We start from the raw sequence: 21,101 nt of genomic DNA, 5'->3' as shown, positions 1-21,101 counted from the left end.
GCGCCGGGCACCCGTATGGTCGTCACATGGCGCGCGTGCTGGTTCCGCTGTCCCCGTGACCTTCCCCACCGGCCCCGTGAAGGTGCCCGACGTCGTCGCACGGATCGCGGCGGGCCGAGGGGTCGAGCCGGTGTGGGTCAACGAACTCGGCGGGGTGACGTTCGCTGTGGGGACCGGATTCGCGGCCGCCGTGGAGTACGTGAAGGTCCACCCCGACGAGCACGCCGATCTGCTCGCCGCCGAGGTGCCCCGGCTGCGCTGGGCGCGGCGCTTCACCGCGGTGCCCGAGGTGCTGGGGTCGGGGCCCGGCTGGCTGCACACCGCGGCACTGGCGGGGCGCACGGCGGTCGACCCTCGCTGGGTCGACGCCGCGGACGTGGCGGCACGGGCGATCGGGACCGGCCTGCGGCACCTGCACGACGCACTGCCCGTCGCGGACTGCCCGTTCGGCAGGCCGTCCTGGGTGCCTGCGGATGCACCGGAGCCGGATCGGCTCGTCGTGTGCCACGGCGACGCGTGTGCGCCGAACACCCTGATGACCGACGACGGCACCTTCGCCGGCCACGTCGATCTCGGCGATCTCGGCGTCGCCGATCGGTGGGCCGACCTGGCGATCGCGACGATGTCGCTGGACTGGAACTACCCCACTGACGGGCCCGACGGCTTCGCTGCGGTGCTACTCGACGCGTACGGGGTGACGGCGGACACCGAGCGCATGGCGTACTACCGCCGCGCGTGGGACTAAACTCGACCCGAAGTCACCATCGCGGGGAAGGCAATAAGTGCAGGTCACAAGCGTCGGCCACGCCGGATTCCGGATCGACACCGCGGCCGGAAGCATCCTGTGCGATCCCTGGGTCAACCCCGCCTACTTCGGCTCGTGGTTCCCGTTCCCCGACAACAGCGACCTCGACTGGGACGCGCTCGGCGACTGCGACTACCTGTACGTCAGCCACCTGCACGCCGACCACTTCGACCCCGAGAACCTGCGGGCACACGTCAACAAGGACGCCGTCGTCCTGCTGCCGGACTTCCCGGTGCCTGATCTGCGCCGCGAGTTGGAGTCGCTCGGCTTCCACCGGTTCTTCGAGACCACCGATTCGGTGAAGCACCGCGTCAGTGGGCCCGAGGGCGATCTCGACGTGATGATCATCGCGCTGCGCGCGCCCGCCGACGGCCCGATCGGCGACTCGGGGTTGGTGGTCTCCGACGGGGAGACAGTCGCGTTCAACATGAACGACGCCCGCCCGATCGACCTGGATGTGCTCGAGTCCGAGTTCGGGCACGTCGACGTGCACATGCTGCAGTACTCCGGTGCCATCTGGTACCCGATGGTCTACGACATGCCCGCCCGCGCCAAGGCGGCGTTCGGCACCCAGAAGCGCCAGCGGCAGATGGACCGCTGCCGGCAGTACATCGCGCAGGTGGGGGCGACGTGGGTGATCCCCTCGGCGGGACCGCCGTGCTTCCTCGATCCGGCGTTGCGCGACCTCAACGACGACCACGGCGACCCGGCCAACATCTTCCCCGACCAGTTGGTGTTCCTCGATCAACTGCGCGCCAACGGGCACGATCGCGGACTGCTGATGATCCCCGGCACGACTGCGGAATTCACCGGTTCGCAACTGGATTCGCTCGTCCACCCGATCCCGGACGACGAGGCCGAGGCGATCTTCGGTACCGGCAAGGCCGCTTACATCGAGGCCTACGCCCGGCGCGCGGCGCCCGTGCTGGCGGCGCTGAAGGCCAGCTGGGCGCCCGCCGACGGCGAGCCGCTGCTGGAACCGCTGCGCGCGCGTTTCGAGCCGATCATGAGCCAGTCCGACCAGATCTGCGACGGTATCGGCTATCCCGTCGAGCTCCGGCTGGGCGCCGAGACCGTCGTTCTCGACTTCCCCAAACGCGTGGTGCGCGAGCCGGTTCCGCACGAGAAGTTCCGCTACGGCTTCGAGATCGCCCCCGAGTTGGTGCGCACGGTGCTGCGCGACGACGAACCGGACTGGGTGAACACGATCTTCCTGTCGACGCGGTTCACGGCGTGGCGGGTCGGCGGTTACAACGAGTACCTGTACACGTTCTTCAAGTGCCTGACCGACGAGCGCATCGCCTACGCCGACGGCTGGTTCGCCGAGGCGCACGACGACTCGGCGTCGATCACCTTGGACGGCTGGGAGATCCAGCGCCGGTGCCCGCACCTCAAGGCCGACCTGTCGAAGTTCGGCGTCGTCGAGGGCAGCACGCTGACGTGCAACCTGCACGGCTGGCAGTGGAACCTCGATACCGGCAGATGCCTGACGTCCAAGGGGCACGAGCTGCGGAGTGCGAAGCAGTCATGACGACGGCGGTGACCTACGACGACGGGCTGATTCAGCTGGATCGGCACGCGTTGACGCTGCGGCGCTACCACTTCCCGTCGGGCACGTCGAAGATCATTCCGCTGCAGTCGATCCGGGGGTATCGGGCGGAGGCGCTCGGCCTGTTGATGAACCGGTTCCGTATCTGGGGACCGTCCGACGATCCGCGCCGCTGGCTGCCGATGGACGTGTGGCGACCGATCAAGTCGACGCTGGTGGTGCTCGACGTGCCCGGCACCAAACCCAGCCCGGCGTTCACGCCGCTGCGGGTCAAGGAGTTCCTCGCGGTGCTCGACGAACTGCTGCCCGACGACTAGTTGTGACGTCCCTCCCCGAGCGTGCGTGTCTGTACGCCGACACACCGGGCCTGTGATGTACCTGCGCGCACGCTCACAGCTGTGAATTCACTTCGTCGGCAATCCAGGTCGATCACCAGCGTGCGCCAACCGACACGGTTTTCCCGGCGTGTCCAGGTACAGACACGCACGCTCGCGGAAGTGGGGCGGAAGGGCTGGTGGCTAAGCCTTCTCGCGCAGGACGGTGGCCTCGAGGATGCGCTGCACACCTCTGGTGGCCGTCTTGTTCGCCGCGGCCGCCGCTCGCCGAATCACGCTCGGCGGCTTGGCAAGTGACACCGTCACGTCGTCACCCACCCTCACGACACCGGGAGTCGTCACGTCGGCGTACACACCGAGGAACCGGTTGGTGCGCTCGGCAAGCTGCCGGGTGATGGTCCTGTCGAGCTCGATATCCGCCTGCGGGCGGGTCGGCACCACGCAGCGGATGGTCGGCATGGTCACCTGCAGGCGAGCCGTTCCCACACTCAATTCGCCACCCACCCATGCGGTTTCGGGGAACTCCTGCTGGACGTCACCGACGTCGACGAGCACGTTGGGCCGGAATCTGCGAACGTCGTAACCCGTCTCGCCGGGCGAGAGGTCGCGCAGGCTCGCCGTCGTCATCAGGTGCACCGGGCTGAGGTCGTGGAACGCTCCCGGCGGCGTGGAGAACCGGGCCAGCGTGATGACGTCTTTGGTCGAGAACACCGACGTATCGGGCAGTGCCTCGGTGTCGTCGAGCCCGAAGTCCTTGCGCACCTGGGCTGCTCGGAAGTTGGCCATCGAGTCGGACATCGTCATCCGGTGCTGGCTGGTGTCGTCGACAGGCGGCAGCGCGACCAGGCGCATCTCCCGGCCGACCAGTTCCGAGAGCGCGACGTGGATCGCCGGGTCGTCGTCGGTCAGCTCGCGGCCGTCCGGGAACGTGACGACGACCCCCGGCGCGTTGCCCGGCCCGGCGTCATCCGCGGGCTCGACGCGATAGCGGGCCGCGCAGCCCAGCAGCACCGGGAGCCGACGCGCCGAGGCGGTGACCCCCTTCTCGATATCGCGGACGGCCCACAGCCGGTCGGCGTGCGCACCGCGACGGTCCAGCCGCACCCGGTCGACGGTACTGCCGCCCATGGACTTCACCGGGAAGCGCCAGAGCTCGCGCACGGCCGAGGTCGTCCGCTCTTCGCGCAAGCGCTCATCGCCGGTCATCGACTAGCTCGAAACCGTCTGTCGCAGTTCGGAGAACGCGTCGCTCGCGGTGTCGTACACCCGCACGATGGCCTGGTCGCCGGGCTGCAGGAACGTCGACTCCCCCAACTCGGTGTACCGCGTGGCGCCGATTCCGATCAGCACCCTCTCCGGCCTACCGCTGGCGACCATCAGGGCGCCGACGTCCTCGAGCGGCGTGTCGGGCGAGCCCTTCTGATTGGCCAGCCGCTCGGTGATCCAGTCGAGCAGCACCTCGCCGTAGTACGAGTAGCCGAGCAGCGGGCTGTCGACGCCGTACTCGTGTTCCTCACCGTCGGCGGTGCGCAGGTGACACACCAGCCGCAGCGACGCCGTCGGCCCGTCCGGCGTCAAGTCGCCGATGTCGAAGAACTGCGCCGCTACGCCTTTCGACGCCGGACCCCAGTTCTTCTTGTGGCTGATCTTCGGCGCGTTGGGGCGCCGGATCGAGCAGTCGTTGAACGCCCCGAGCGCGAACGGCTGCAGTGACACCACCGTGTCACCCTGCCACTTCACCTCACAGGCCAGGCCGACCTCGGGCTCGATCTGCAGGTTGAGCGGGGTGTCACTCTGCGGCAGCTTGATCGCGTCGTGCGACAGCGGGAACTCGCCGAGGAAGCCGTCGTATCCCGGTGCGTACCAGGGGAAGATGCCCTTCGGCGCGTCAACTCCAGCCCCCCCTGCACTTTCGACGTTCGCGAAGTCGACCGCCTCACCGGCCTGCTCGAGATGGCCCGCGAAGTTGCCCGCGACGCCGAATCCGAACCACGTCTTCAGCTCGGCGTCATCGAGTGTGTAGGTGGAGATCTCGCTCATGGTTCCAGTACCGACCTTCCCACATAGGGCACCAGCGCCTCCGGCACGCGCACGCTGCCGTCGGGCTGCTGATGATTCTCCAGAATGGCGACCAGCCAGCGTGTGGTGGCCAGCGTGCCGTTGAGCGTCGCCGCGATCTGCGGCTTGCCGTTCTCGTCGCGGTAGCGGGTCGCGAGCCTGCGCGCCTGGAACGTCGTGCAGTTCGACGTCGACGTCAGCTCGCGATAGGTCCCCTGCGTCGGAACCCATGCCTCGCAGTCGAACTTGCGGGCGGCCGAGGAACCGAGGTCCCCCGCCGCGACGTCGATGATCCGGTAGGGCACGTCGATCGCGGCGAGCATCTGCCGTTCGAGCCCCAGCAGACGCTGGTGTTCGGCCTCGGCGTCCTCGGGTTTGCAGTAGACGAAGCCCTCGACCTTGTCGAACTGGTGCACCCGGATGATGCCGCGGGTGTCCTTGCCGTAGCTGCCCGCCTCCCGGCGGAAGCAGGACGACCACCCGGCGTAGCGCTTCGGGCCGTCGGAGAGGTCGAGGATCTCGCCCGAGTGGTACCCCGCGAGCGGCACCTCCGAGGTGCCGACGAGATACATGTCGTCGGCCTCGAGCCGGTAGACCTCGTCGGCGTGCGCGCCGAGGAACCCGGTGCCCTGCATGACCTCAGGCCGCACCAGCACCGGCGGGATCATCAGGGTGAAACCGTTCTCGCCGGCCAGCCGGACCGCCAGTTGCATGATGCCGAGCTGAAGCAGCGCGCCGTAGCCGGTCAGGAAGTAGAAGCGCGATCCCGACACCTTCGCGCCCCGCTCCATGTCGAACAGGCCGAGGGATTCGCCGAGTTCGAGGTGGTCCTTCGGGTCGGCGAGTTCCGTCGGCGTCCCGACGGTCTCCAGCACGACGAAGTCGTCCTCGCCGCCTGCCGGCACGCCGTCCAGGATCACGTTGCCGATCGCCATGTGAGCCGCGGTGAACGCCTGCTCCGCGGCACCCTGCTCGGCTTCGGCGGCCTTCACCTGCTCGGCGAGGTCCTTGGCGAGCGCGAGCTTGGCGGGCCGTTCGTCGGGGGACGCGGCACCGACCTGCTTACTGGCCGCCTTCTGCTCGGCGCGCAGGTTGTCGCCCGCCGAGATCGCGGATCGACGGGCGGCATCGGCGTCCAGCAGCGCGTCGACGAGACCGGGGTCCTCCCCGCGAGCCCGTTGTGACGCGCGCACCCTGTCGGGGTCGTCGCGCAGCAGCTTGAGGTCGATCACGACCGCAACCCTACTTTCGGCGGTGTCAGCCGCGGAGTCGGGTCGCTGGTGCAACATCGCAACCCCATAACGTTACAACTGCAACTCTTGTCACAGGACTCGGCGCGCCTGTCACAATGGGATCGATGTTGGACGCACCCCCGGCTACCCCAGTGGGCCTCGACGACGCGGAGAAGCCGCCTCGTCGCGCCCCGTGGTGGCAGAGCCTGCAGACCGACGGCACCCGTCGCGCGCTGCTGCTCACCGCGCTCGGTGGCCTGCTCATCGCGGGTCTGGTCACCGCGCTGCCGCGCGGCGCCGACGGCAGCAGCCCGCTCACCGCGAGCGCGGCGGTGCTCGGGCCGCGTGGCAGCGAGACGTTCAACCACGTCAAGGCGGGCGACTGCCTGAACTGGCCGGAACGCACCCCGGACGCCGCGCAGATCGTCGGCTGCACCGACGAGCACAGGTTCGAGGTCGCCGAGGCCATCGACATGAGCACGTTCCCCGGCAGCGAGTACGGCCCCGACGCCGCCCCGCCCGCCCCGGAGCGCATTCAGCAGATCAGCCAGGAGCAGTGCCAGGCCGCCGCGCGTCAGTACCTGGGTCAGAAGTACGACCCGAACAGCCGCTACACCGTCAGCCTGCTCTGGTCGGGTGAGAAGGCCTGGCAGCAGTCGGGTGAACGCCGCATGCTGTGCGGCCTGCAACTGCCGGGCCCCAACAACCAGCAGCTGGCCTACAAGGGCAAGGTCGCCGACATCGACCAGTCGAAGGTGTGGTCGCCGGGCACCTGCCTGGGCATCGATCCCGCCACCAATCAGCCGACCGACATCCCCGTCGACTGCGCGGCACCGCACGCCATGGAGGTGACCGGTTCGGTCAACCTCGGCGAGCGCTTCCCCGGCGCACTCCCGCCCGACGCCGAGCAGGACGGCTTCGTCAAGGAGGAGTGCACCAAGATCACCGACGCGTACCTCGCGCCGGTCCAGCTGCGCGCCACCACGCTCACCCTGATCTACAGCACGATCTCGCTGCCGAGCTGGTCGGCGGGCAGCCGCCAGGTGTCGTGCAGCATCGGCGCCACGCTGGGTAACGGCGGGTGGTCGACGCTGCTCAACGGCGCCAAGGGGCCGCTGCTCATCAACGGCCAGCCCGTCGTCGCGCCGCCCGACATCCCGGAGGAGCGGCTGAACCTGCCGCCGATTCCGATGCCGACGGGCGCACAGACGTCGCAGACCGAGATCGACATGAGCGACCAGTCGGACTCGAGTTCGAACCAGACGGTTCCGACCGAGGACCGCCAGGGCAACGAGCACCTGCCCGGCCAGCCGGGACCGGTGTCCGAGACGACGGCCGCGCCGCCCCCGCAGGGCAACACCTTCCTCAACGGCCCGCCCCCGCCGCCCGGTGCCCCGGCCCCGCCGGTCGACCCGAACGCGCCGCCGCCCGCTGCGCCGCCCCCTGCCGACCCCAACGCGGTGCCGCCACCGGGCGCACCGGCTCCGGCCCCGCCGCCCGGCGAGATCATCCCGCCGCCTCCCGGCGCCCCGCCGCCTCCGCCGTAACGCCGTGCCGGTTCGGATGAGTTCGCAGCGGTTCGACGAGCTGGTGTCCGACGCGCTGGACGCGATACCGCCGAAGCTGACCGCGGCGCTGGACAACGTCGTCGTCCTGGTTGAACCCCGGCACCTCGAGGAACCCGACATCCTGGGTCTCTACGAGGGCACCGCGCTCACCGACCGCGACTCGTCGTACGCCGGCTCGCTGCCGGACACCATCACGATCTACCGGGACGCCCTGCTCGACATGTGCGACACCGAGGACGAGGTCGTCGACGAGGTGGCCATCACCGTCGTGCACGAGATCGCCCACCATTTCGGGATCGACGACGAACGCCTTCACGAGTTGGGGTGGGGGTAGGTCAGCGCGGCGGCGTGAGTTCGTCGGCGTGCGGTGCTACAACGGCGTTATGTCCCACGCCGCATCCGATGGCCAGTGCCACGGCACCGTCATCGTCCACGCGGGCTGGGGTGCGGAGTGCACCGAACCCGACTGCGACGGGCTCGAGCTGCCGCACGCGTACCGCATCGACTGCGACGCGGTCGACTGCCACTGCGCCGACGTGATCCGGCTGGCGATCTAGCCGTCAGCCCATCGGGTCGGCGCCGCGCAGCGCGTCCTCCACCGGATGAACCTGCGCCTCGGGCTCGAACGGCGGCAGGCGCGACGCCCACTGCACACAGCTCCAGCGGCCGTCGGTGATCGGACTCAGCACGACGCATTCGGTGTTCGGCAGGTGGTGCTCGAGCGCGAAGCTGCCGTCGATGCCGCCGAGCACCGCGCCCACCAGCCGGATGGCCGCGCCGTGGCTGACCACCACGACGTCACCGGTCCAGTCGCGGTCGTCGAGGTAGCGCATGCGCAACTGGCTGATCACCGGCAGATACCGGTCCAGGACCGCGGTCCCGCTCTCCCCGCCGGGCATCGGCGTGTCGAGTTCGCCCTCCTGCCAGCGCTGGTAGATCGAATTGAACTGCTCGATGGCGTCGTCGTCGTTGCGGTCCTCCAGATCGCCGACCTGCACCTCGTGGATGCCGTCGAGCGTCATGGTCCCCAGCCCCAGTTCGGCTGCGATGCCCTGCGCGGTCTCGGTCGCGCGCCGCGCCACCGAGTGCGCGACCATTCCGACGGGATGCGCCCACTGCCGTGCGAACGCGCGGGCCTGCTCGTGACCGAGGTCGGTCAGCGATCTGCCCGGCGGGCGGGTGTCGAGCTTGCGGTGGACGTTGCTGACCGACTGGCCGTGCCGGACCAGGACGAGACGACCCGTCATCGGGTTCCCTCCCGCAGTGTCGACAGCCACGTGGCTGCGTCGTCGGTGGTGGGTGGCACGGCTCCGGTGGGGGCCCTGGTCGGCCACGATCCGAGGTATCTCACGTCAGCACAACGACGGTGCAGCGCTTTGAGTGCCTCGGCCACCGGCGCGTCGTCGATGTGGCCGACGACGTCCAGGAAGAACAGGTAGGTCCCCAATTCGACACGCGTGGGCCGGGATTCGATACGCGTCAGATCGATACCGCGCACGGAGAACTCGGTCATCGCCGCGACCAGCGCACCGGGCTCGTTCGCCAACCGCAGCACCACGGACGTGCGGTCGGCGCCGGAGCGCGCCGGCGGCGGCCCCGGCGGCCCGACGAGGACGAACCGGGTGCGCGCGTTGGCCTCGTCGACGACGCCGCTCGCCAGGGTCGCCAGGCCCCGCCGCTCGGCGGCGAGTTCGGTGCTGACGCCCGCGTCGACCCGTCCGTCGACGACGTCCTGGGCGGCCGCCGCGTTGGAGTTGGCGGGGACGACGGTGGCATCGGGCAGGTGCTCGGCCAACCAGCGACGCACCTGGGCCAGCGCCACCGGGAACGCCGCCACGGTCCTGACGTCGGTGGCGCGAGTGCCCGCGCGAACGGCGATCGCGAAGGACACGTCCAGCGTGTGCTCGGCGTACACCTGCAGCGGAGCGCCCGTGGACAGGCTGTCGAGCGTCGGGATCACGGAGCCCTCGATCGAGTTCTCGACGGGTACGCACGCGTAGTCGGCGGCACCCGCCCGCACGGCGGCGAGCGCGGCCTCGGGGCTGTCGCACGGCAGCGGCTGCAGGTCCGCGGCGGGCAGGGTGCCCTCGGCCGCCAACTGAAGCAGCGCCGCCTCGGTGAACGTCCCCTCGGGACCGAGATAGGCGACGCGTGGCACGTCTCAACCCTATCGGCTGGCCGGTGTGACCCGAAGCCGCCGCGGTGCACCTTGTGCGCTTGGTGAGGCTAGCCTAAGTTAGGCTTACCTCATTAACCGGAAGGCGACCACATGACCGAGCAGGCACCGACCACGGCTGAACGAATCCGCAGCGCGTGCGCGCGCGGCGGCGGCGCCATGCTCGCGGTCGAGGGTCTCGAACCGTCCGCCACGCCGGTGCACCACCTGCTGGCCGACGGGTCGTTCGCCATCACCGTGCCCGCCAACGGATTGCTCAACGGCATGGTCGTCGCGTCCGGCGGGCACGGCGTGCAGGCGGTGCTCGAGATGACCGATTACGCACCACTGCCACTGCGGGAACCGGTCCGCTCGCTGGTCTGGATCCGCGGCCGACTGCACCACGTGGCGTCCAACGAGGTATCCGACCTGCTCGATCTCGTCGCGACCGAGAGCCCCAATCCCGCTCTGCTGCAAGTGAACACCGGCGAGGCCGAAGCCGCCCGCGGTGACACCCCGTACGCCCTCGTCCGACTGGAGATCGAGTCGGTCGTCGTCGCCGACTCCACCGGCGCCGAGGCCGTCCCCGTCAGCACGCTGCTCGACGCCCGGCCGGACCCGTTCTGCGCGCTCGAATCGTGCTGGCTGCAGCATCTGGAGTCGGCCCACCGCGAAGTCGTCGACCGGCTGGCCAACCGGTTGCCGTCGCCGCTGCGCCAGGGCCGGGTTCGGCCGCTCGGCCTGGACCGCTACGGCGTCCAGTTGCGCGTCGAGAACGAGGACGGGGACCACGACGTCCGCCTGCCGTTCACCAAGCCCGTCGACGACATCACCGGGCTGAGCCAGGCGATCCGCGTGCTCATGGGCTGCCCGTTCCTCAACGGCCTGCGCGCCCGCCGCATCTAGGGGCGAGCGCAGCGACGGGGAATCGGGCCCTGTGCCGCTACCGTTGCTGCGGTGACCGCAGCGCCCGACGCCACGCCGCCGCCGCGCACCCTGCGCATCGAGATCGCGGTCGTCCTCGCGGTCACCTTCGGCCTCAGTGCCTACACCGCGCTCGTCAACCTCGCCGAAGCCGTCATCCTCGGCCTCTCCGGACAGTCCGTCGCGTTGAACCGGCGGCGGTCGCCGATCGACTTCATCGACTTCCTGCTGAACCTCACGTTCGTTCTGCAGCTGCTCGCGTGGGGTGCGCTCGGGCTGTACCTGTTGTGGCGCAGTGGAATCCGCCCCAAGCAGATCGGGCTCGGCCGGTTTCGCTGGCGGCCGGACCTGCTCGGCGGGCTCGGCCTCGCCGCGCTCATCGGCCTACCCGGACTGGGGCTGTACGTCGTCGGCCGGATGCTCGGCATCGGCGTCGAGGTGGTGCCGTCCACGCTGACCGACACGTGGTGGCGCATCCCGGTACTGCTGTGTCTGGCGTTCGCGAACAGCTGGGCCGAGGAGATCATCGTCGTCGGCTTCCTCATGACGCGGCTGCGCCAGCTCGACGTCAGCCCCACTCGCACGCTCATCCTCGCCAGCCTGCTGCGCGGCGCCTATCACCTGTACCAGGGCTTCGGCGCGGGCGTCGGCAACATCGTCATGGGTCTCGTCTTCGGTTACGTCTGGCAGCGCACCGGCAGGCTGTGGCCGCTGATCGTCGCGCACGCCCTCATCGACGCGGTCGCGTTCGTCGGCTACGCGCTGCTGGCCGGCCGCCTCGGCTGGCTGAACTGATTCGCCGGCCTTCGGACGTACATTCATCGTGTGGATCACGATCGGCTGAACCCCCGCCGGCAGCCCAACGAACCCCCTCAGGTGATCCGCCGCCCGTCGGGCCAGCCCCCGCCGCCGATCCAGCGCCCATTCCCACCGCCCCCGCTCCAGCCGCCACCGCCGCCACCCGTACGGCAGCCACCACCGCCACCTCCCCGTCGGCAGCCGCCACCGCCACCGCCGCCCGCGGCCAGGCGGCCCGCCCCGCCGCCGAAGGCGCTCTCCCCCAAGCCGGCCAAGCCGGCCAAGCCGCCCAAGCCGCCGACGCCCCCGAGGGCCGCCAAACCGCGCCGTAAGCGGCGCTGGGGGCGCATCGTGCTGAGCCTGCTGCTGGTGTCCGTGCTCGCCGTCGGCGGCCTCGGCATCTGGCTGGACACCGCACTGCATCGCATCCCCGCGCTCACCGCGTACACCGACCGGCCCGCCGCGGGCAAGGGCACGACGTGGCTGCTGGTGGGGTCGGACAGCAGGCAGGACCTGACGCCGGAGCAGCAGGCCGAGCTGACGACCGGCGGCGATCTGGGCACCGGCCGCACCGACACGATCCTGCTGGTGCACGTCCCCGGCCTCGGCTCGGATGCGCCCACGACGATGGTGTCGATTCCGCGCGACTCGTACGTCGACATCCCCGGCTACGGCCAGGACAAGATCAACGCCGCGTTCAGCCTCGGCGGGGCCCCGCTCCTCGCGCAGACCGTCGAGCAGGCGACGGGGATGCGGCTGGACCACTACGCCGAGGTCGGTTTCGACGGTTTCGCGGTCCTGGTGGATGCCGTCGGCGGCGTGACGATGTGTCCGGCGGAACCGATCAGCGACCCGCTGGCGGGGATCGACCTGCCCGCGGGCTGTCAGAAGCTGGACGGACGCACCGCGCTCGGCTTCGTGCGCACGCGCGCCACCCCGCGGGCCGACCTCGACCGCATGGTCAACCAACGGCAGTTCATGTCGGCGCTCGTCCAGCGCGCCGCCAGCCCGGCCGTCCTGTTGAACCCGCTGCGCTGGTACCCGATGACGCGCGCCGCCGTGGCCGCCATCGCCGTCGACGAGGACGCCCACGTGTGGGATCTGGGCCGCCTCGCGTGGGCGCTGCACGGCGACGTCACCACGACGACGGTGCCGATCGGCGAGTACACCGACAACGGCTCGGGTTCGGTCGTGATGTGGGACGGCGATACCGCGAGCAGGCTCTTCGAGGCGCTGGCGACCGATACCGCCGTGCCGCAGGACGTCATCGACGCGGGCAGGCAGTAGTCGGGCGGACCCGTCCTGCGGTCTTAGGGTTCCGTCCCGTCCCGACCCGCACCGGTCAGGCCGTTCTGCAACCAGTCCTTGGTGCGGCCGGGGTGGTTGGTGGCCACCCACGCCACTCCGACGTCGCGGCAGTAGCGGACGTCCTCGTAGTGATCGACCGTCCAGCAGTACAGCGCCCTGCCGTGGGCGGCCGCACGATCGACGAGTTCGGGGTACTCGCGCAGCGTCGCGATCGACGGACCCACCGCGGTGGCGCCGACCGTCGTCGCGGCGCTGCCCCCGAGCAGTCGCGACGTCTCGCCGAGCAGGACCGTCGGCAGCATCGGCGCCGCCCGCCTGACCCGCCAGACCGCAGCGGCCGAGAACGACATCACGACCGCGCGGGCCAGGCCGGCGGACGGCGGCGCGGCGATGCCGTATCGATGCAGCAGCGCCAGCACCTTGCTCTCCACCAGGGCGCCGTAGCGCACGGGGTGCTTGGTCTCGATGAACATCTTCACCGGCCGGTTCCAGTCGAGCACCATCGCGATGAGCGCATCGAGCGTGAGCAACCCGGTGTCGCCGTGGCTGCCGTCCGATCGCCAGCTGGAATGCCAAGAGCCGTAATCGAATTCACGCAACTGAGCCAAGGTCAGTTCGCTGACCGCACCCGTCCCGTTCGACGTGCGGTCGATCTTGCGGTCGTGGACGCAGACCAGGTGCCCGTCGCGGGTCAACCGGACATCGCATTCCACTCCGTCAGCGCCCTCGCGCAGAGCCAGGTCGTACGCGGCGACGGTGTGCTCGGGACGCTGGGCGGACGCGCCCCGGTGCGCGACCACGTACGGGTGGCCGAGCGCTTCGGGATCCGGGCCGTCCGCGTTCATGAGCCCTATGCTGCCGGGTCTCGCCGTTCGGCCTCAACCGGAATCGCCGATTCCTCGGCAACCGGTCCCGGCGACCCGGTCTCACCGACCACCAGCCAGCGCTTCACCGGCTTATCGACGGGGGTGCTCTCGAACCCGAGGAACACCCGGCGGAACAACAGCAGCGCGGCCAGCGCGAGCAGGTACGCGACGGCGGTCAGCAGCGTGTTGTCGGCGGCGCTCTGCGTGTCCCTGGCGATGAACGGCAGCGCCGTCACCGCGGCGAACATCGACAGTAGGAAGCTCGCCACCCACGCGCACCACCACACCACGACGGGGCCGCGCAGTTCCCGCTCACGCGCCTCGATCCTGGCCAGCTCCATGACGAACACCGGCGCGAAGAACAGGTTCGCGACGGGAATCAGGCAGCCGCAGTACAGCTCCCACTTCGCGCGCGTTTCGGGTTGTTCGATGCGGGCGAACGCCGCCGCCCGGCGCGCGACGAGCCAGGAGGCCAATGCGCACTGCACGAAGAACATCGCGAACATCGCCAGCACGCTGAGGAGAACGGTGCCCCAGGTCGCGGCGAAGGCCAGGGCCGGGGCGAGCAGCACCGACCGGTTGATGAGCAGGAGCACGTAGCGGACGATGTGGGCCAGCGCGGCCAGGCCGAACAGGATCATCGTCACCAGAATCGCGATCCGCACGAAGCGCGGCGACGGGCCGGCGGCGGTCGCGACACCGGCGGCCTCGCCGACGGGCTCGACGTAGTCCTGTAGACCCCAGCGCGGGATCGCCGTGTAGCGCGGCGTCGGACCCAGCGTCACCCTGCGGCGCCGGGGCGGCGGCCCCGAGCCGGGCCGGACGGCGATCCACCGGTATCCGGCGGGCAGCCGCGGGGGCGTCTGCGCGGGGCCGGACAGGGGTGTGTGCTGAGGCGCCCAACGCTGATCGGTGCCCGCGGCCGGGGCGGACGCCGTGGGCGCCAGCAGGGTGCCGTTGCACCGGGGGCACCAGCTGCGTTGACGGTCGCGCACGTTCCATCGCGTGCCGCACCGTGAACAGACCTGGATCACCGGACCAGCCTACGGTCCGTCACACGGTGCCGTCGGTGCCGTCGTCGGTGACGACGCGCCGCCCGGCTCCCGACCACGCCAGCATGCCGCCGGTGACGTTGATGGGGTCGAACCCGTTCCTGGCCAGATACTGCGCGACGCGCATGGACCTACCACCCGCGTGGCACACCACGTACAGCGTGGCATCGGAATCGAGCTCGCCCATCCTCGCGGGCACGTCGCCCATGGGGATGTGACGGGCGCCGTCCGCGTGTCCGCGCTGCCACTCGTCGTCCTCGCGCACGTCGAGCAGAATCACGGATTCGTCGAAGGAGGTGGGCACCTCCGCGACGTCGGCCTCGACGACCCCGCCTTCGCTGTCGTTCATGGCGACCATGCTGGCACGCGCGGCGCGCCAGCGCACGCATCGCAGTGACGCCCGCCACAGCAATGGTCCGTCTATCCACAGTTTCCACAGGTTCATCCACAGGCGCCGGACGGTGCGCTGCGCCTTCGACCGCTGATTCCGTAGGTCGGTGGAAATTGACTGGGGATAACTCGCCGCCGCGGCACGCGGACTTCTCAACAGGCGGACGCCTCGGCGAGCGAAACGTGTTGACGGGCTAACCAAACGCTCGTTCAGCCGGCGCTTCGCAGTGCCGGGCCGCGCGGGGAGGGTGCCGATTTTCCCGTGACCGGACAACGGGCTATGATCGGCGTCACAACGATCCGTTGTGATGGATCTCACTGGAGGACACGACTGAACGTGCAGGTCAGGAGGGGTTGATGGCAGCACATCCGATGGGTTCCGGCTCGGCCATGCCGCCGTCCGAATGGCACTCCTCAGGGCGCGCATACGCCGGCGGCCAAACGATGGCGCTCGTCCGCGCAGGGATCATCGCGCTGGTCCTGCTCGGCGTCCTGGCGGCCATCGTTCTGTTCTGATCCGCTGGACCCCCTGACACGAAAAACGGGCCTACTCGACACCGTCGAGTAGGCCCGTTCGAATTCCGTCGTCAGGAGGGCGGGTAGACGCCCATGTCCTTCGCCTTGTCGGTCTGCCAGAAGATGTCGGCGATCTCGTCGATGGTCTTCAGCAGCTTCTCGGCGACCGCGATGTCGAGCGACTTCTTCACGTCGCCCGCGCCGTGCACGCCGTCCCAGAACAGCTGGTGCAGGTTGGGGAACTGCTCGAAGTGGTCCTTGGTGAAGAAGTCGGCCCACAGCACCATCAGGTGGTGCTTGACCTCTTCGGCGCGCTGCTCCTTGATGATGATCGCGCGCGTCTTGAAGTGGTCGTCATCCGAGTCGTGATACTTCTTCAGCGTTTTCAAGCAGGACAGCGCCTCGATCTTGGCCTGGGCGGGGTCGTAGACACCGCAGTACAGATCGCAGTGGGCGTGGGCTTCAGTGGCGTTGGGTAGAAGTCGATGCAGCATGGCTGTAAACCTACCCTTTGGGTGTGGGCCAAAACCATCCTCCACCGCGGTGGCCGTTGCGCGTGTTCCGAGTGGTCGGGGACTCGATGCGTCCGACGCTGGCAGCCGGTCGACTGGTCCTCGCACGGTACGGCGGCGAGCCCCGGCGCGGTCAGTTGCGCGTGTTCCGCGACCCGCACAGATCCACTCGCTGGCTCGTCAAAAGGGTCGGCGAGGTGTACCCGTCCGACTACGGCGCGGCGTTCGAAGCGCGTTCCGACGATCCCGCTGCGGCCATGGCCGGTGACTCGAACACGTTCGGCCCCGTCGCCGCCGCCGGCACTTACCGCGTGGTGTGGCCGCGGCGTTCACGCACACGGCCCGGCACGCGCTGACGCGTGTCCGCTTGCGCCGCCACCAGGCCTATCGCATTCTGGCAACATCGACCCATAGCCGCGTCGGGAAATCCGAGAGGTCGGAGGCGAGATGGACACAGGGTCAAGCGGAGCCGTCGAGGTGGCTCCCTTCGGATCGGCCGGTGTGCTCAAGGGTTTCGTCGTGTCGGGCCGCTGGCCGGATTCCACCAAGGAGTGGGCCCAGCTCCTGATGGTCGCGGTTCGGGTCGCCTCGCTGCCCGGATTGCTCTCCACCACAACGATATTCGGTGTGCGTGAGGAGCTGCCCGACGAACCGGAACCGGGGACGGTCGGCCTCGTCCTCGCCGAGGGGACCGTCGTGGGCGCTTCGGCGGTGCCACCGGGCCACTTCGCCAGCAGGCAACCACCCGCGCTGCTGATGCTCCATCCGCCGTCGGAGACCATGCCCTCGCTGCCGGAGTGCGCCGGCGCCGCGTCCGGGTGCGTCCTGCTGCCCGGTATCCCGCACCTCGGCCTCGACCACCGCGCCGCGTGGGTGGAGGCGGAGTCCGACGGGACGATCACGTCGATGGTCAGCAGGGTGGGCGTCGATCCGATCAGCCATCCGGATACCGCCATACTCGCCATGCTCCTCGCGGCGTAGCGGTCTTCGCGGTCACCGCGATTCCGCCGGTACAGCAATGCCCGCACAACGGGATCATCGCCAGAATTCCGCCCGGCCCTTCGCAGCTACCGTGGCGTGCCGGACTGACCTCTGCGTTTAATGGCCCGCGGCTACCCGATTACGTGCACGGACAGTTGGCCGACGGTGACGGACCCCGACGATCGTCCCCTGCACGGGCAAATTACGATATGCGTTGTAGCGGCCGTATGACTGATTGCCGGCGGCGGACTCTGAGCAGCGATGACCAAATGTGCGGCTATCCGTGACTTGGGCAAAACAACCGAAGCGTTAGTATTTGCTTAGCGGACGCGCGCGGGTGCGCTTTCGCCGTACGGAAAACTTCCTGCTAGATGACGTGGAGACTGGTACCGGGGGTGGACGGTGTGGACTTTTCGGTGGTTTGCACTTGGCCTCCAGCGCATCACTCGCTACGATGATCAGCAAATAGGCCGACAACGACGCCCGCACGTAACGCTAAGTGGAGGATTATTCGATGAGCATGACTTTCGCCGCCAGGCTGAACCGACTGTTCGACACCGTCTACCCGCCAGGACGCGGCCCGCACACGTCCGCGGAAGTCATCGCAGCACTCAAGGCCGAGGGCGTCACCATGTCCGCTCCCTACCTCTCGCAGCTGCGTTCAGGCAATCGGACGAACCCGTCGGTGGCGACCATGGCCGCCCTTGCCAACTTCTTCCGGATCAAGCCCGCGTACTTCACCGACGACGAGTACTACGAGAAGCTCGACAAGGAGCTCACGTGGCTGGCCAACATGCGTGACGAGGGCATTCGCCGAATTGCGGCGCGCACGGTGGGGTTGTCCCCCGAGGCGCAGCAGGATCTCGTCCAGAAGGCCGACGAGCTCCGTCGCCAGGAACACCTCGACGATTAGCCCGCTGGGCGCGCCTCGGGTGCGCCCGGCGAAATCGTCGCGGTGGTGCGTTCACACCACCGCGACGTCGGCGCTCTTCTCGAGGGCCCGGTACTGACTGGCGATCGCCAGAATCCACTCCCGGTCACTGAACGACGCGGGTTGGCGCAGCCAATTCGGGCCAGGGAAATTGACGTTTGCGGCGTCACGATCGCCGCCCCGGCCTGCGTGAATCCACGCGGCGATACGACGTGCCTGCTCGTTGGGCGACGTCTTCGCGAGCTCCGGGTCTTGGGCGCGCGAAGCCCGCTCGACGTCGGCGCCGAGCGCACGGGTGGCTTCCAGGTACAGCGCGTCGGAGATCAGCGACATCTGCTCTGCGACCCGGAACAGCAGCGGTCCGCGCGGGCGGACGCCGATTCCCACGTTCGGATGCCGGTCGTGCATTTCCTCCAGCAGCGGCCGGATCACCCGCATCTCCCGCCGCGCGCCGAACCAGTCTTCGATGCTGGGCAGCAACGACCCGCTCGCGACCACCAGCATCGCGCAGCCGAGCAGCGTCGCCGCCGAACCGACGCCGATGAACCCGGTGCTGCCCGCGGCGCGCAGCAGGAAGAACGCGCTCGCCAGGACGATGAGGACGATGCCCACCGTGAAGACGAACAGGGCGCGGCCGCGACGCGTGCGGTTCGAATGCCGGACACCCGCCCACACCACCAGGCTGAGGGCGAACATCACGTACAGCAGGGGCGGCAGCCACGCCAACGCGCTGCCGCCGTCACCGAGCGTGCGGCGCAGGTACTCCTCCGGAGCCATCTCGGGCTGCTGCGGGCTGAGGAAGAAGGCGATCAGCGTGACCGCCGCGATGGCGGCGGCGATCAGGTACTGAATCGTGGCGATGCGCCTGATGGTCGCGGGTTTGCGACTCGACGACGCCGACGTGATCATCACGCAACTGCCCGCGGCGCATGCGATCAGTGCTACCTGGCTCAGTACCGTCGAGACGTTGTTCCACCGCAGCATGGTGTCGAGCAGCAGCGTCAGCGGCTGCCAGTTCAAGGCCGCGACCAGGCCGAGACTGCCCAGCGCGAGGATCATCGCGGCGCTCACCAGGGACTGCTTGTTCACCAGCGCCCAGCCGATGCGAAGGCCAGTCGCCAACCCCAGGAGGCCGGCGATCACCCAGATGATCAACCAAACGCCTCTCCGAGCCGCACCTGGACGATGGATGAACGATCCGACGGCAGCCGGCCGAGCCGGTAGATGAGTAGCGCCGCGAAGTCCTCGGCCTCCTGCTCGGCGTCCTCGCCCGCGGGGCCCATGCACCCGGTGCGTTGATTGAGCATGTAGCCGATCAGGTCGGAGCTGGCGAACTCCATGGTGTCGCGGGCGGCTTCGACGACCGAGATGCCCTCGTGGCCGAGGACCAGGTGACCGAGTTCGTGTGCCAGCGTGCGGTCACCCGCGGGCAGGCCCTCCTGAATCAGGAACACGTCGCGGTCGACGTACTGCCGCCATTGACCGCACACCCCCGAGGGGAGCTCGGCCATCTTCAGCTCGATGGGCCTGCCGCGATCGGCGGCAACGGCGTCGACGAGGCGCGCCAGCGACACCTCGCCACTACGGGGAGCGAGGTCGAGCACGGCGTTGACGGCGCGCGTAACGCGACGACTAGCTGACATGTGCACCCCTCTCGCTCGATGACTCCACTATGACTCTCCGCCCTCGGCGAAGCGGGCGAAACCGCACACGCGATGAGCAGAATCGTCAATCCCGTCAGCTCATGAAGCGGCCTGTCCCACTTGCTCGAACGGTGTGTCCCGCCCTGGCCTGGCGGTAACCCAGGAGACCGCCGGCGCCGACGAGGGCGAGGATGCCGGTGACACCCGGTACCGCCACCGCGGCGACCTCGCCGAGGCCCGCCGCCCGGAGGTAGTCCGTGTAGCCGGCGCGGTACGACGGGGCCGGGGCAGCGCCTGCGCCCGCGGTGAAGGCGGGCACGTCGGGCGAAGTCTGGACGGGCTCGGGCGGCGAGGCCGGCTTTCCGCCGGGCTTCCCGGTGACTCGCGGCGCCTCGGGCATCCCCGGCCGGGGGCCGATTCCGGTGGTTCCGGCTCCGCCGGCGCCCGCTCCACCACCACCGCCGCCACCGCCGCCGCCGCCTGCGGTGCCGCCGGGGGTGACGATCACGGGCAGCGTGATGGTGGTGAACGGCAACTCCGACGCGGCCGTCGCGAGCCCTGTGACGGCGTCGATGAACGGCTGGACGGGCTGGGCCAATTGGTTGAGCAGATCGGGGGGCAGCAGCGGAAGCTGGATCTCCGGGAACTGGGGCACCTGCAGCTGCGGAAGCTGCATCGGCGGGATGTTGAGGAGTTCACCGAAGTTGAGCTGAGTCGTCTGCGGAACGGCGCCGTTACCGCCGTCGCCGCTGGGAAGGGTCGGGAACGTCGGGAGCGGCCACCAGCACCAGTCCGGCACCTGTGGTTCCTCTTCGACCTCGCCTTCCTTCAGGGCGGTGGGATCGGCCTCCGGCAGCAGGGTCTCCTCACCGGGGCCCGCCGGCTCGGTCGGTTCGGTGACGACGGGGACGGTCTCCGCGGGTGCGGTCAGCGCGGGGTCCGCCGCTCCGTCAGCCGTGGGCGGCCCGCTGCCGCCTCCGGCACCCGAACCCCCCTCTTCGTCGACGACCGGCGGTTGCTCGCCCGCGGCCGGGTCGACCGGGACCTCGGCGGGGGTCGACGGGAGTTCGCCAGGATTCGCCGCTGGCGTTTGCGGACCCTGCTCCCCAGGCGATTCGGGTTGTTTGCTGGGCGGCGTGGAATCCGGCGTGGCGCCCGCGCTTCCGGCGGGCAGTCCGGTGCGCCCGTTACCCACGTGCGACTGCGGCTGCTGCGAGCCGCTGGACGGTCCGCCCGCGGTGGGCGGACCGGAATCGGGGAAACCGGGCGCTGGGCTCTCGGGTTGCGGGTCCGCGGATTGGCCCGGAGTCGTGTTCGACGTGCCGCCCGTGCCGGTGCCGGGGCCGTCGCCCGCTGCGGACGTGTCCGGTTCGGCGAACGCCAGAGACGCGCTGGAACCGCCCACGAACAGGCCCGATGCCATCACCGCGGCGGCCGCGGCCATGCTCATGCGCGAAGCCACGCCATCACCACCCTTC

25 protein-coding genes are annotated in these 21,101 nt (G+C 69.6%); 13 read left to right on the top strand and 12 right to left on the bottom strand.

The features are described 5' to 3' along the window. The first annotated feature begins 55 nt into the window (after window positions 1-55). The 3 genes from NM203_RS26840 to NM203_RS26830 are packed head-to-tail and all read left to right on the top strand — an operon-like array spanning window position 56 to window position 2,671. The gene (locus NM203_RS26840) at window positions 56-745 is read left to right on the top strand and encodes a phosphotransferase (RefSeq protein WP_255063656.1); all 690 of its coding nucleotides are present in this window, start codon (window positions 56-58) and stop codon (window positions 743-745) included. 37 nt (window positions 746-782) lie between these two features. Continuing rightward, on the top strand, window positions 783-2,336 hold the full coding sequence (locus NM203_RS26835; RefSeq protein WP_255063655.1) for a Rieske 2Fe-2S domain-containing protein: 1,554 nt from the start codon (window positions 783-785) through the stop codon (window positions 2,334-2,336). Continuing rightward, a complete protein-coding gene (locus NM203_RS26830; protein ID WP_255063654.1) occupies window positions 2,333-2,671 on the top strand; it encodes a hypothetical protein in 339 nt (112 codons plus the stop codon). Before NM203_RS26835 ends, NM203_RS26830 begins: the two co-directional genes overlap by 4 nt. Window positions 2,672-2,872: 201 nt before the next feature. Here the strand turns inward: NM203_RS26830 and NM203_RS26825 are convergent, their stop codons facing one another. From NM203_RS26825 to serS, 3 genes are read right to left on the bottom strand one after another with little or no spacing between them, the layout of a single operon-like run. Beyond that, on the bottom strand, window positions 2,873-3,895 hold the full coding sequence (locus tag NM203_RS26825) for an MOSC domain-containing protein (RefSeq protein ID WP_255063653.1): 1,023 nt from the start codon (window positions 3,893-3,895) through the stop codon (window positions 2,873-2,875). A gap of 3 nt (window positions 3,896-3,898) precedes the next feature. Beyond that, window positions 3,899-4,729: a DUF5718 family protein gene (locus tag NM203_RS26820; protein ID WP_255063652.1), complete on the bottom strand. Its 831-nt coding sequence runs from the start codon at window positions 4,727-4,729 to the stop codon at window positions 3,899-3,901. Beyond that, window positions 4,726-5,979, bottom strand: coding sequence for a serine--tRNA ligase (serS, locus tag NM203_RS26815; protein WP_255063651.1), 1,254 nt, complete (start codon window positions 5,977-5,979; stop codon window positions 4,726-4,728). The genes NM203_RS26820 and serS overlap by 4 nt, the downstream gene beginning before the upstream one ends. Before the next feature lie 116 nt (window positions 5,980-6,095). Here serS and NM203_RS26810 point away from each other — a divergent pair, with 116 nt between their 5' ends. Genes NM203_RS26810 through NM203_RS26800 form a run of 3 tightly spaced genes read left to right on the top strand, consistent with a single transcriptional unit; the run spans window position 6,096 to window position 8,104 of the window. Continuing rightward, window positions 6,096-7,526 (top strand): septum formation family protein, encoded by a 1,431-nt coding sequence (locus NM203_RS26810; RefSeq protein WP_408633425.1) that lies wholly within the window; start codon window positions 6,096-6,098, stop codon window positions 7,524-7,526. 4 nt (window positions 7,527-7,530) lie between these two features. Then, window positions 7,531-7,881: a metallopeptidase family protein gene (locus NM203_RS26805; protein ID WP_255063649.1), complete on the top strand. Its 351-nt coding sequence runs from the start codon at window positions 7,531-7,533 to the stop codon at window positions 7,879-7,881. Window positions 7,882-7,930: 49 nt separating this feature from the next. Further along, on the top strand, window positions 7,931-8,104 hold the full coding sequence (locus NM203_RS26800; protein WP_255063648.1) for a hypothetical protein: 174 nt from the start codon (window positions 7,931-7,933) through the stop codon (window positions 8,102-8,104). 3 nt (window positions 8,105-8,107) lie between these two features. Here the strand turns inward: NM203_RS26800 and NM203_RS26795 are convergent, their stop codons facing one another. Both NM203_RS26795 and pheA read right to left on the bottom strand, forming a co-directional pair. Continuing rightward, entirely contained in the window at window positions 8,108-8,794 is a 687-nt protein-coding gene (locus tag NM203_RS26795; RefSeq protein WP_255063647.1) for a histidine phosphatase family protein, read from the bottom strand. Further along, the gene (gene pheA / locus NM203_RS26790) at window positions 8,791-9,705 is read right to left on the bottom strand and encodes a prephenate dehydratase (RefSeq protein WP_255063646.1); all 915 of its coding nucleotides are present in this window, start codon (window positions 9,703-9,705) and stop codon (window positions 8,791-8,793) included. The genes NM203_RS26795 and pheA overlap by 4 nt, the downstream gene beginning before the upstream one ends. A 111-nt stretch (window positions 9,706-9,816) precedes the next feature. Here pheA and NM203_RS26785 point away from each other — a divergent pair, with 111 nt between their 5' ends. From NM203_RS26785 to NM203_RS26775, 3 genes are all read left to right on the top strand, one after another. Then, window positions 9,817-10,608 carry a DUF2470 domain-containing protein gene (locus tag NM203_RS26785; protein WP_255063645.1) on the top strand — a complete coding sequence of 264 codons (792 nt, stop codon included), beginning with the start codon at window positions 9,817-9,819 and terminating at the stop codon, window positions 10,606-10,608. A 51-nt stretch (window positions 10,609-10,659) separates the two neighbouring features. Continuing rightward, window positions 10,660-11,421, top strand: a complete 762-nt coding sequence (locus NM203_RS26780; protein WP_255063644.1) for a CPBP family intramembrane glutamic endopeptidase — start codon at window positions 10,660-10,662, stop codon at window positions 11,419-11,421. A gap of 84 nt (window positions 11,422-11,505) precedes the next feature. Continuing rightward, window positions 11,506-12,711 carry an LCP family protein gene (locus NM203_RS26775; RefSeq protein WP_408633427.1) on the top strand — a complete coding sequence of 402 codons (1,206 nt, stop codon included), beginning with the start codon at window positions 11,506-11,508 and terminating at the stop codon, window positions 12,709-12,711. A gap of 23 nt (window positions 12,712-12,734) precedes the next feature. Here the strand turns inward: NM203_RS26775 and NM203_RS26770 are convergent, their stop codons facing one another. The 3 genes from NM203_RS26770 to NM203_RS26760 are packed head-to-tail and all read right to left on the bottom strand — an operon-like array spanning window position 12,735 to window position 14,999. Beyond that, on the bottom strand, window positions 12,735-13,577 hold the full coding sequence (locus NM203_RS26770; RefSeq protein ID WP_255063643.1) for a glycerophosphodiester phosphodiesterase: 843 nt from the start codon (window positions 13,575-13,577) through the stop codon (window positions 12,735-12,737). A gap of 5 nt (window positions 13,578-13,582) precedes the next feature. Next, on the bottom strand, window positions 13,583-14,632 hold the full coding sequence (locus NM203_RS26765) for a DUF4328 domain-containing protein (RefSeq protein ID WP_255063642.1): 1,050 nt from the start codon (window positions 14,630-14,632) through the stop codon (window positions 13,583-13,585). Window positions 14,633-14,651: 19 nt separating this feature from the next. Next, window positions 14,652-14,999 (bottom strand): rhodanese-like domain-containing protein, encoded by a 348-nt coding sequence (locus tag NM203_RS26760; RefSeq protein ID WP_255063641.1) that lies wholly within the window; start codon window positions 14,997-14,999, stop codon window positions 14,652-14,654. A gap of 398 nt (window positions 15,000-15,397) precedes the next feature. On the opposite strand from NM203_RS26760, the gene NM203_RS26755 reads away from it, so the two are divergent. Further along, window positions 15,398-15,556 carry a hypothetical protein gene (locus tag NM203_RS26755; RefSeq protein WP_255063640.1) on the top strand — a complete coding sequence of 53 codons (159 nt, stop codon included), beginning with the start codon at window positions 15,398-15,400 and terminating at the stop codon, window positions 15,554-15,556. A gap of 71 nt (window positions 15,557-15,627) precedes the next feature. Here NM203_RS26755 and sodN read toward each other — a convergent pair whose 3' ends face one another. After that, window positions 15,628-16,050 carry a superoxide dismutase, Ni gene (gene sodN, locus NM203_RS26750; protein WP_255063639.1) on the bottom strand — a complete coding sequence of 141 codons (423 nt, stop codon included), beginning with the start codon at window positions 16,048-16,050 and terminating at the stop codon, window positions 15,628-15,630. A 23-nt stretch (window positions 16,051-16,073) separates the two neighbouring features. On the opposite strand from sodN, the gene NM203_RS26745 reads away from it, so the two are divergent. The 3 genes from NM203_RS26745 to NM203_RS26735 all read left to right on the top strand — a co-directional run bounded on the left by NM203_RS26745 (window position 16,074) and on the right by NM203_RS26735 (window position 17,962). After that, window positions 16,074-16,424, top strand: coding sequence for a S26 family signal peptidase (locus NM203_RS26745; RefSeq protein WP_408633424.1), 351 nt, complete (start codon window positions 16,074-16,076; stop codon window positions 16,422-16,424). A 91-nt stretch (window positions 16,425-16,515) separates the two neighbouring features. Beyond that, window positions 16,516-17,049 (top strand): peptidase, encoded by a 534-nt coding sequence (locus tag NM203_RS26740; protein WP_255063638.1) that lies wholly within the window; start codon window positions 16,516-16,518, stop codon window positions 17,047-17,049. A gap of 514 nt (window positions 17,050-17,563) precedes the next feature. Next, window positions 17,564-17,962, top strand: coding sequence for a helix-turn-helix domain-containing protein (locus NM203_RS26735; protein WP_255063637.1), 399 nt, complete (start codon window positions 17,564-17,566; stop codon window positions 17,960-17,962). A 51-nt stretch (window positions 17,963-18,013) separates the two neighbouring features. On the opposite strand, the gene NM203_RS26730 is transcribed toward NM203_RS26735, so the two are convergent. From NM203_RS26730 to NM203_RS26720, 3 genes are all read right to left on the bottom strand, one after another. Further along, a complete protein-coding gene (locus tag NM203_RS26730; RefSeq protein ID WP_255063636.1) occupies window positions 18,014-19,135 on the bottom strand; it encodes a hypothetical protein in 1,122 nt (373 codons plus the stop codon). Further along, window positions 19,132-19,623 carry an MDR/zinc-dependent alcohol dehydrogenase-like family protein gene (locus tag NM203_RS26725; RefSeq protein ID WP_255063635.1) on the bottom strand — a complete coding sequence of 164 codons (492 nt, stop codon included), beginning with the start codon at window positions 19,621-19,623 and terminating at the stop codon, window positions 19,132-19,134. Before NM203_RS26725 ends, NM203_RS26730 begins: the two co-directional genes overlap by 4 nt. Window positions 19,624-19,717: 94 nt before the next feature. Next, window positions 19,718-21,085 carry a hypothetical protein gene (locus NM203_RS26720; RefSeq protein WP_255063634.1) on the bottom strand — a complete coding sequence of 456 codons (1,368 nt, stop codon included), beginning with the start codon at window positions 21,083-21,085 and terminating at the stop codon, window positions 19,718-19,720. Window positions 21,086-21,101: the final 16 nt, after the last annotated feature.

This window comes from Mycolicibacterium arenosum, assembly GCF_024320865.1.
Taxonomy (GTDB): Bacteria; Actinomycetota; Actinomycetes; order Mycobacteriales; family Mycobacteriaceae; genus Mycobacterium; species Mycobacterium arenosum.
Note: the sequence above shows the minus strand (reverse complement) of the source record. Positions and strands in the feature narration are given on the sequence as shown.

Bases quoted from the DNA above. Each gene is read 5' to 3' on its own strand.
- NM203_RS26740 (WP_255063638.1), top strand. From the start codon at position 16,516: ATGGACACAGGGTCAAGCGGAGCCGTCGAGGTGGCTCCCTTCGGATCG.
- NM203_RS26725 (WP_255063635.1), bottom strand. From the start codon at position 19,623: ATGTCAGCTAGTCGTCGCGTTACGCGCGCCGTCAACGCCGTGCTCGAC.
- NM203_RS26735 (WP_255063637.1), top strand. From the start codon at position 17,564: ATGAGCATGACTTTCGCCGCCAGGCTGAACCGACTGTTCGACACCGTC.
- NM203_RS26795 (WP_255063647.1), bottom strand. From the start codon at position 8,794: ATGACGGGTCGTCTCGTCCTGGTCCGGCACGGCCAGTCGGTCAGCAAC.
- NM203_RS26800 (WP_255063648.1), top strand. From the start codon at position 7,931: ATGTCCCACGCCGCATCCGATGGCCAGTGCCACGGCACCGTCATCGTC.
- NM203_RS26820 (WP_255063652.1), bottom strand. From the start codon at position 4,729: ATGAGCGAGATCTCCACCTACACACTCGATGACGCCGAGCTGAAGACG.
- NM203_RS26760 (WP_255063641.1), bottom strand. From the start codon at position 14,999: ATGAACGACAGCGAAGGCGGGGTCGTCGAGGCCGACGTCGCGGAGGTG.
- NM203_RS26785 (WP_255063645.1), top strand. From the start codon at position 9,817: ATGACCGAGCAGGCACCGACCACGGCTGAACGAATCCGCAGCGCGTGC.
- NM203_RS26810 (WP_408633425.1), top strand. From the start codon at position 6,096: ATGGGATCGATGTTGGACGCACCCCCGGCTACCCCAGTGGGCCTCGAC.
- NM203_RS26830 (WP_255063654.1), top strand. From the start codon at position 2,333: ATGACGACGGCGGTGACCTACGACGACGGGCTGATTCAGCTGGATCGG.
- NM203_RS26770 (WP_255063643.1), bottom strand. From the start codon at position 13,577: ATGAACGCGGACGGCCCGGATCCCGAAGCGCTCGGCCACCCGTACGTG.
- NM203_RS26755 (WP_255063640.1), top strand. From the start codon at position 15,398: ATGGCAGCACATCCGATGGGTTCCGGCTCGGCCATGCCGCCGTCCGAA.
- NM203_RS26825 (WP_255063653.1), bottom strand. From the start codon at position 3,895: ATGACCGGCGATGAGCGCTTGCGCGAAGAGCGGACGACCTCGGCCGTG.
- sodN (WP_255063639.1), bottom strand. From the start codon at position 16,050: ATGCTGCATCGACTTCTACCCAACGCCACTGAAGCCCACGCCCACTGC.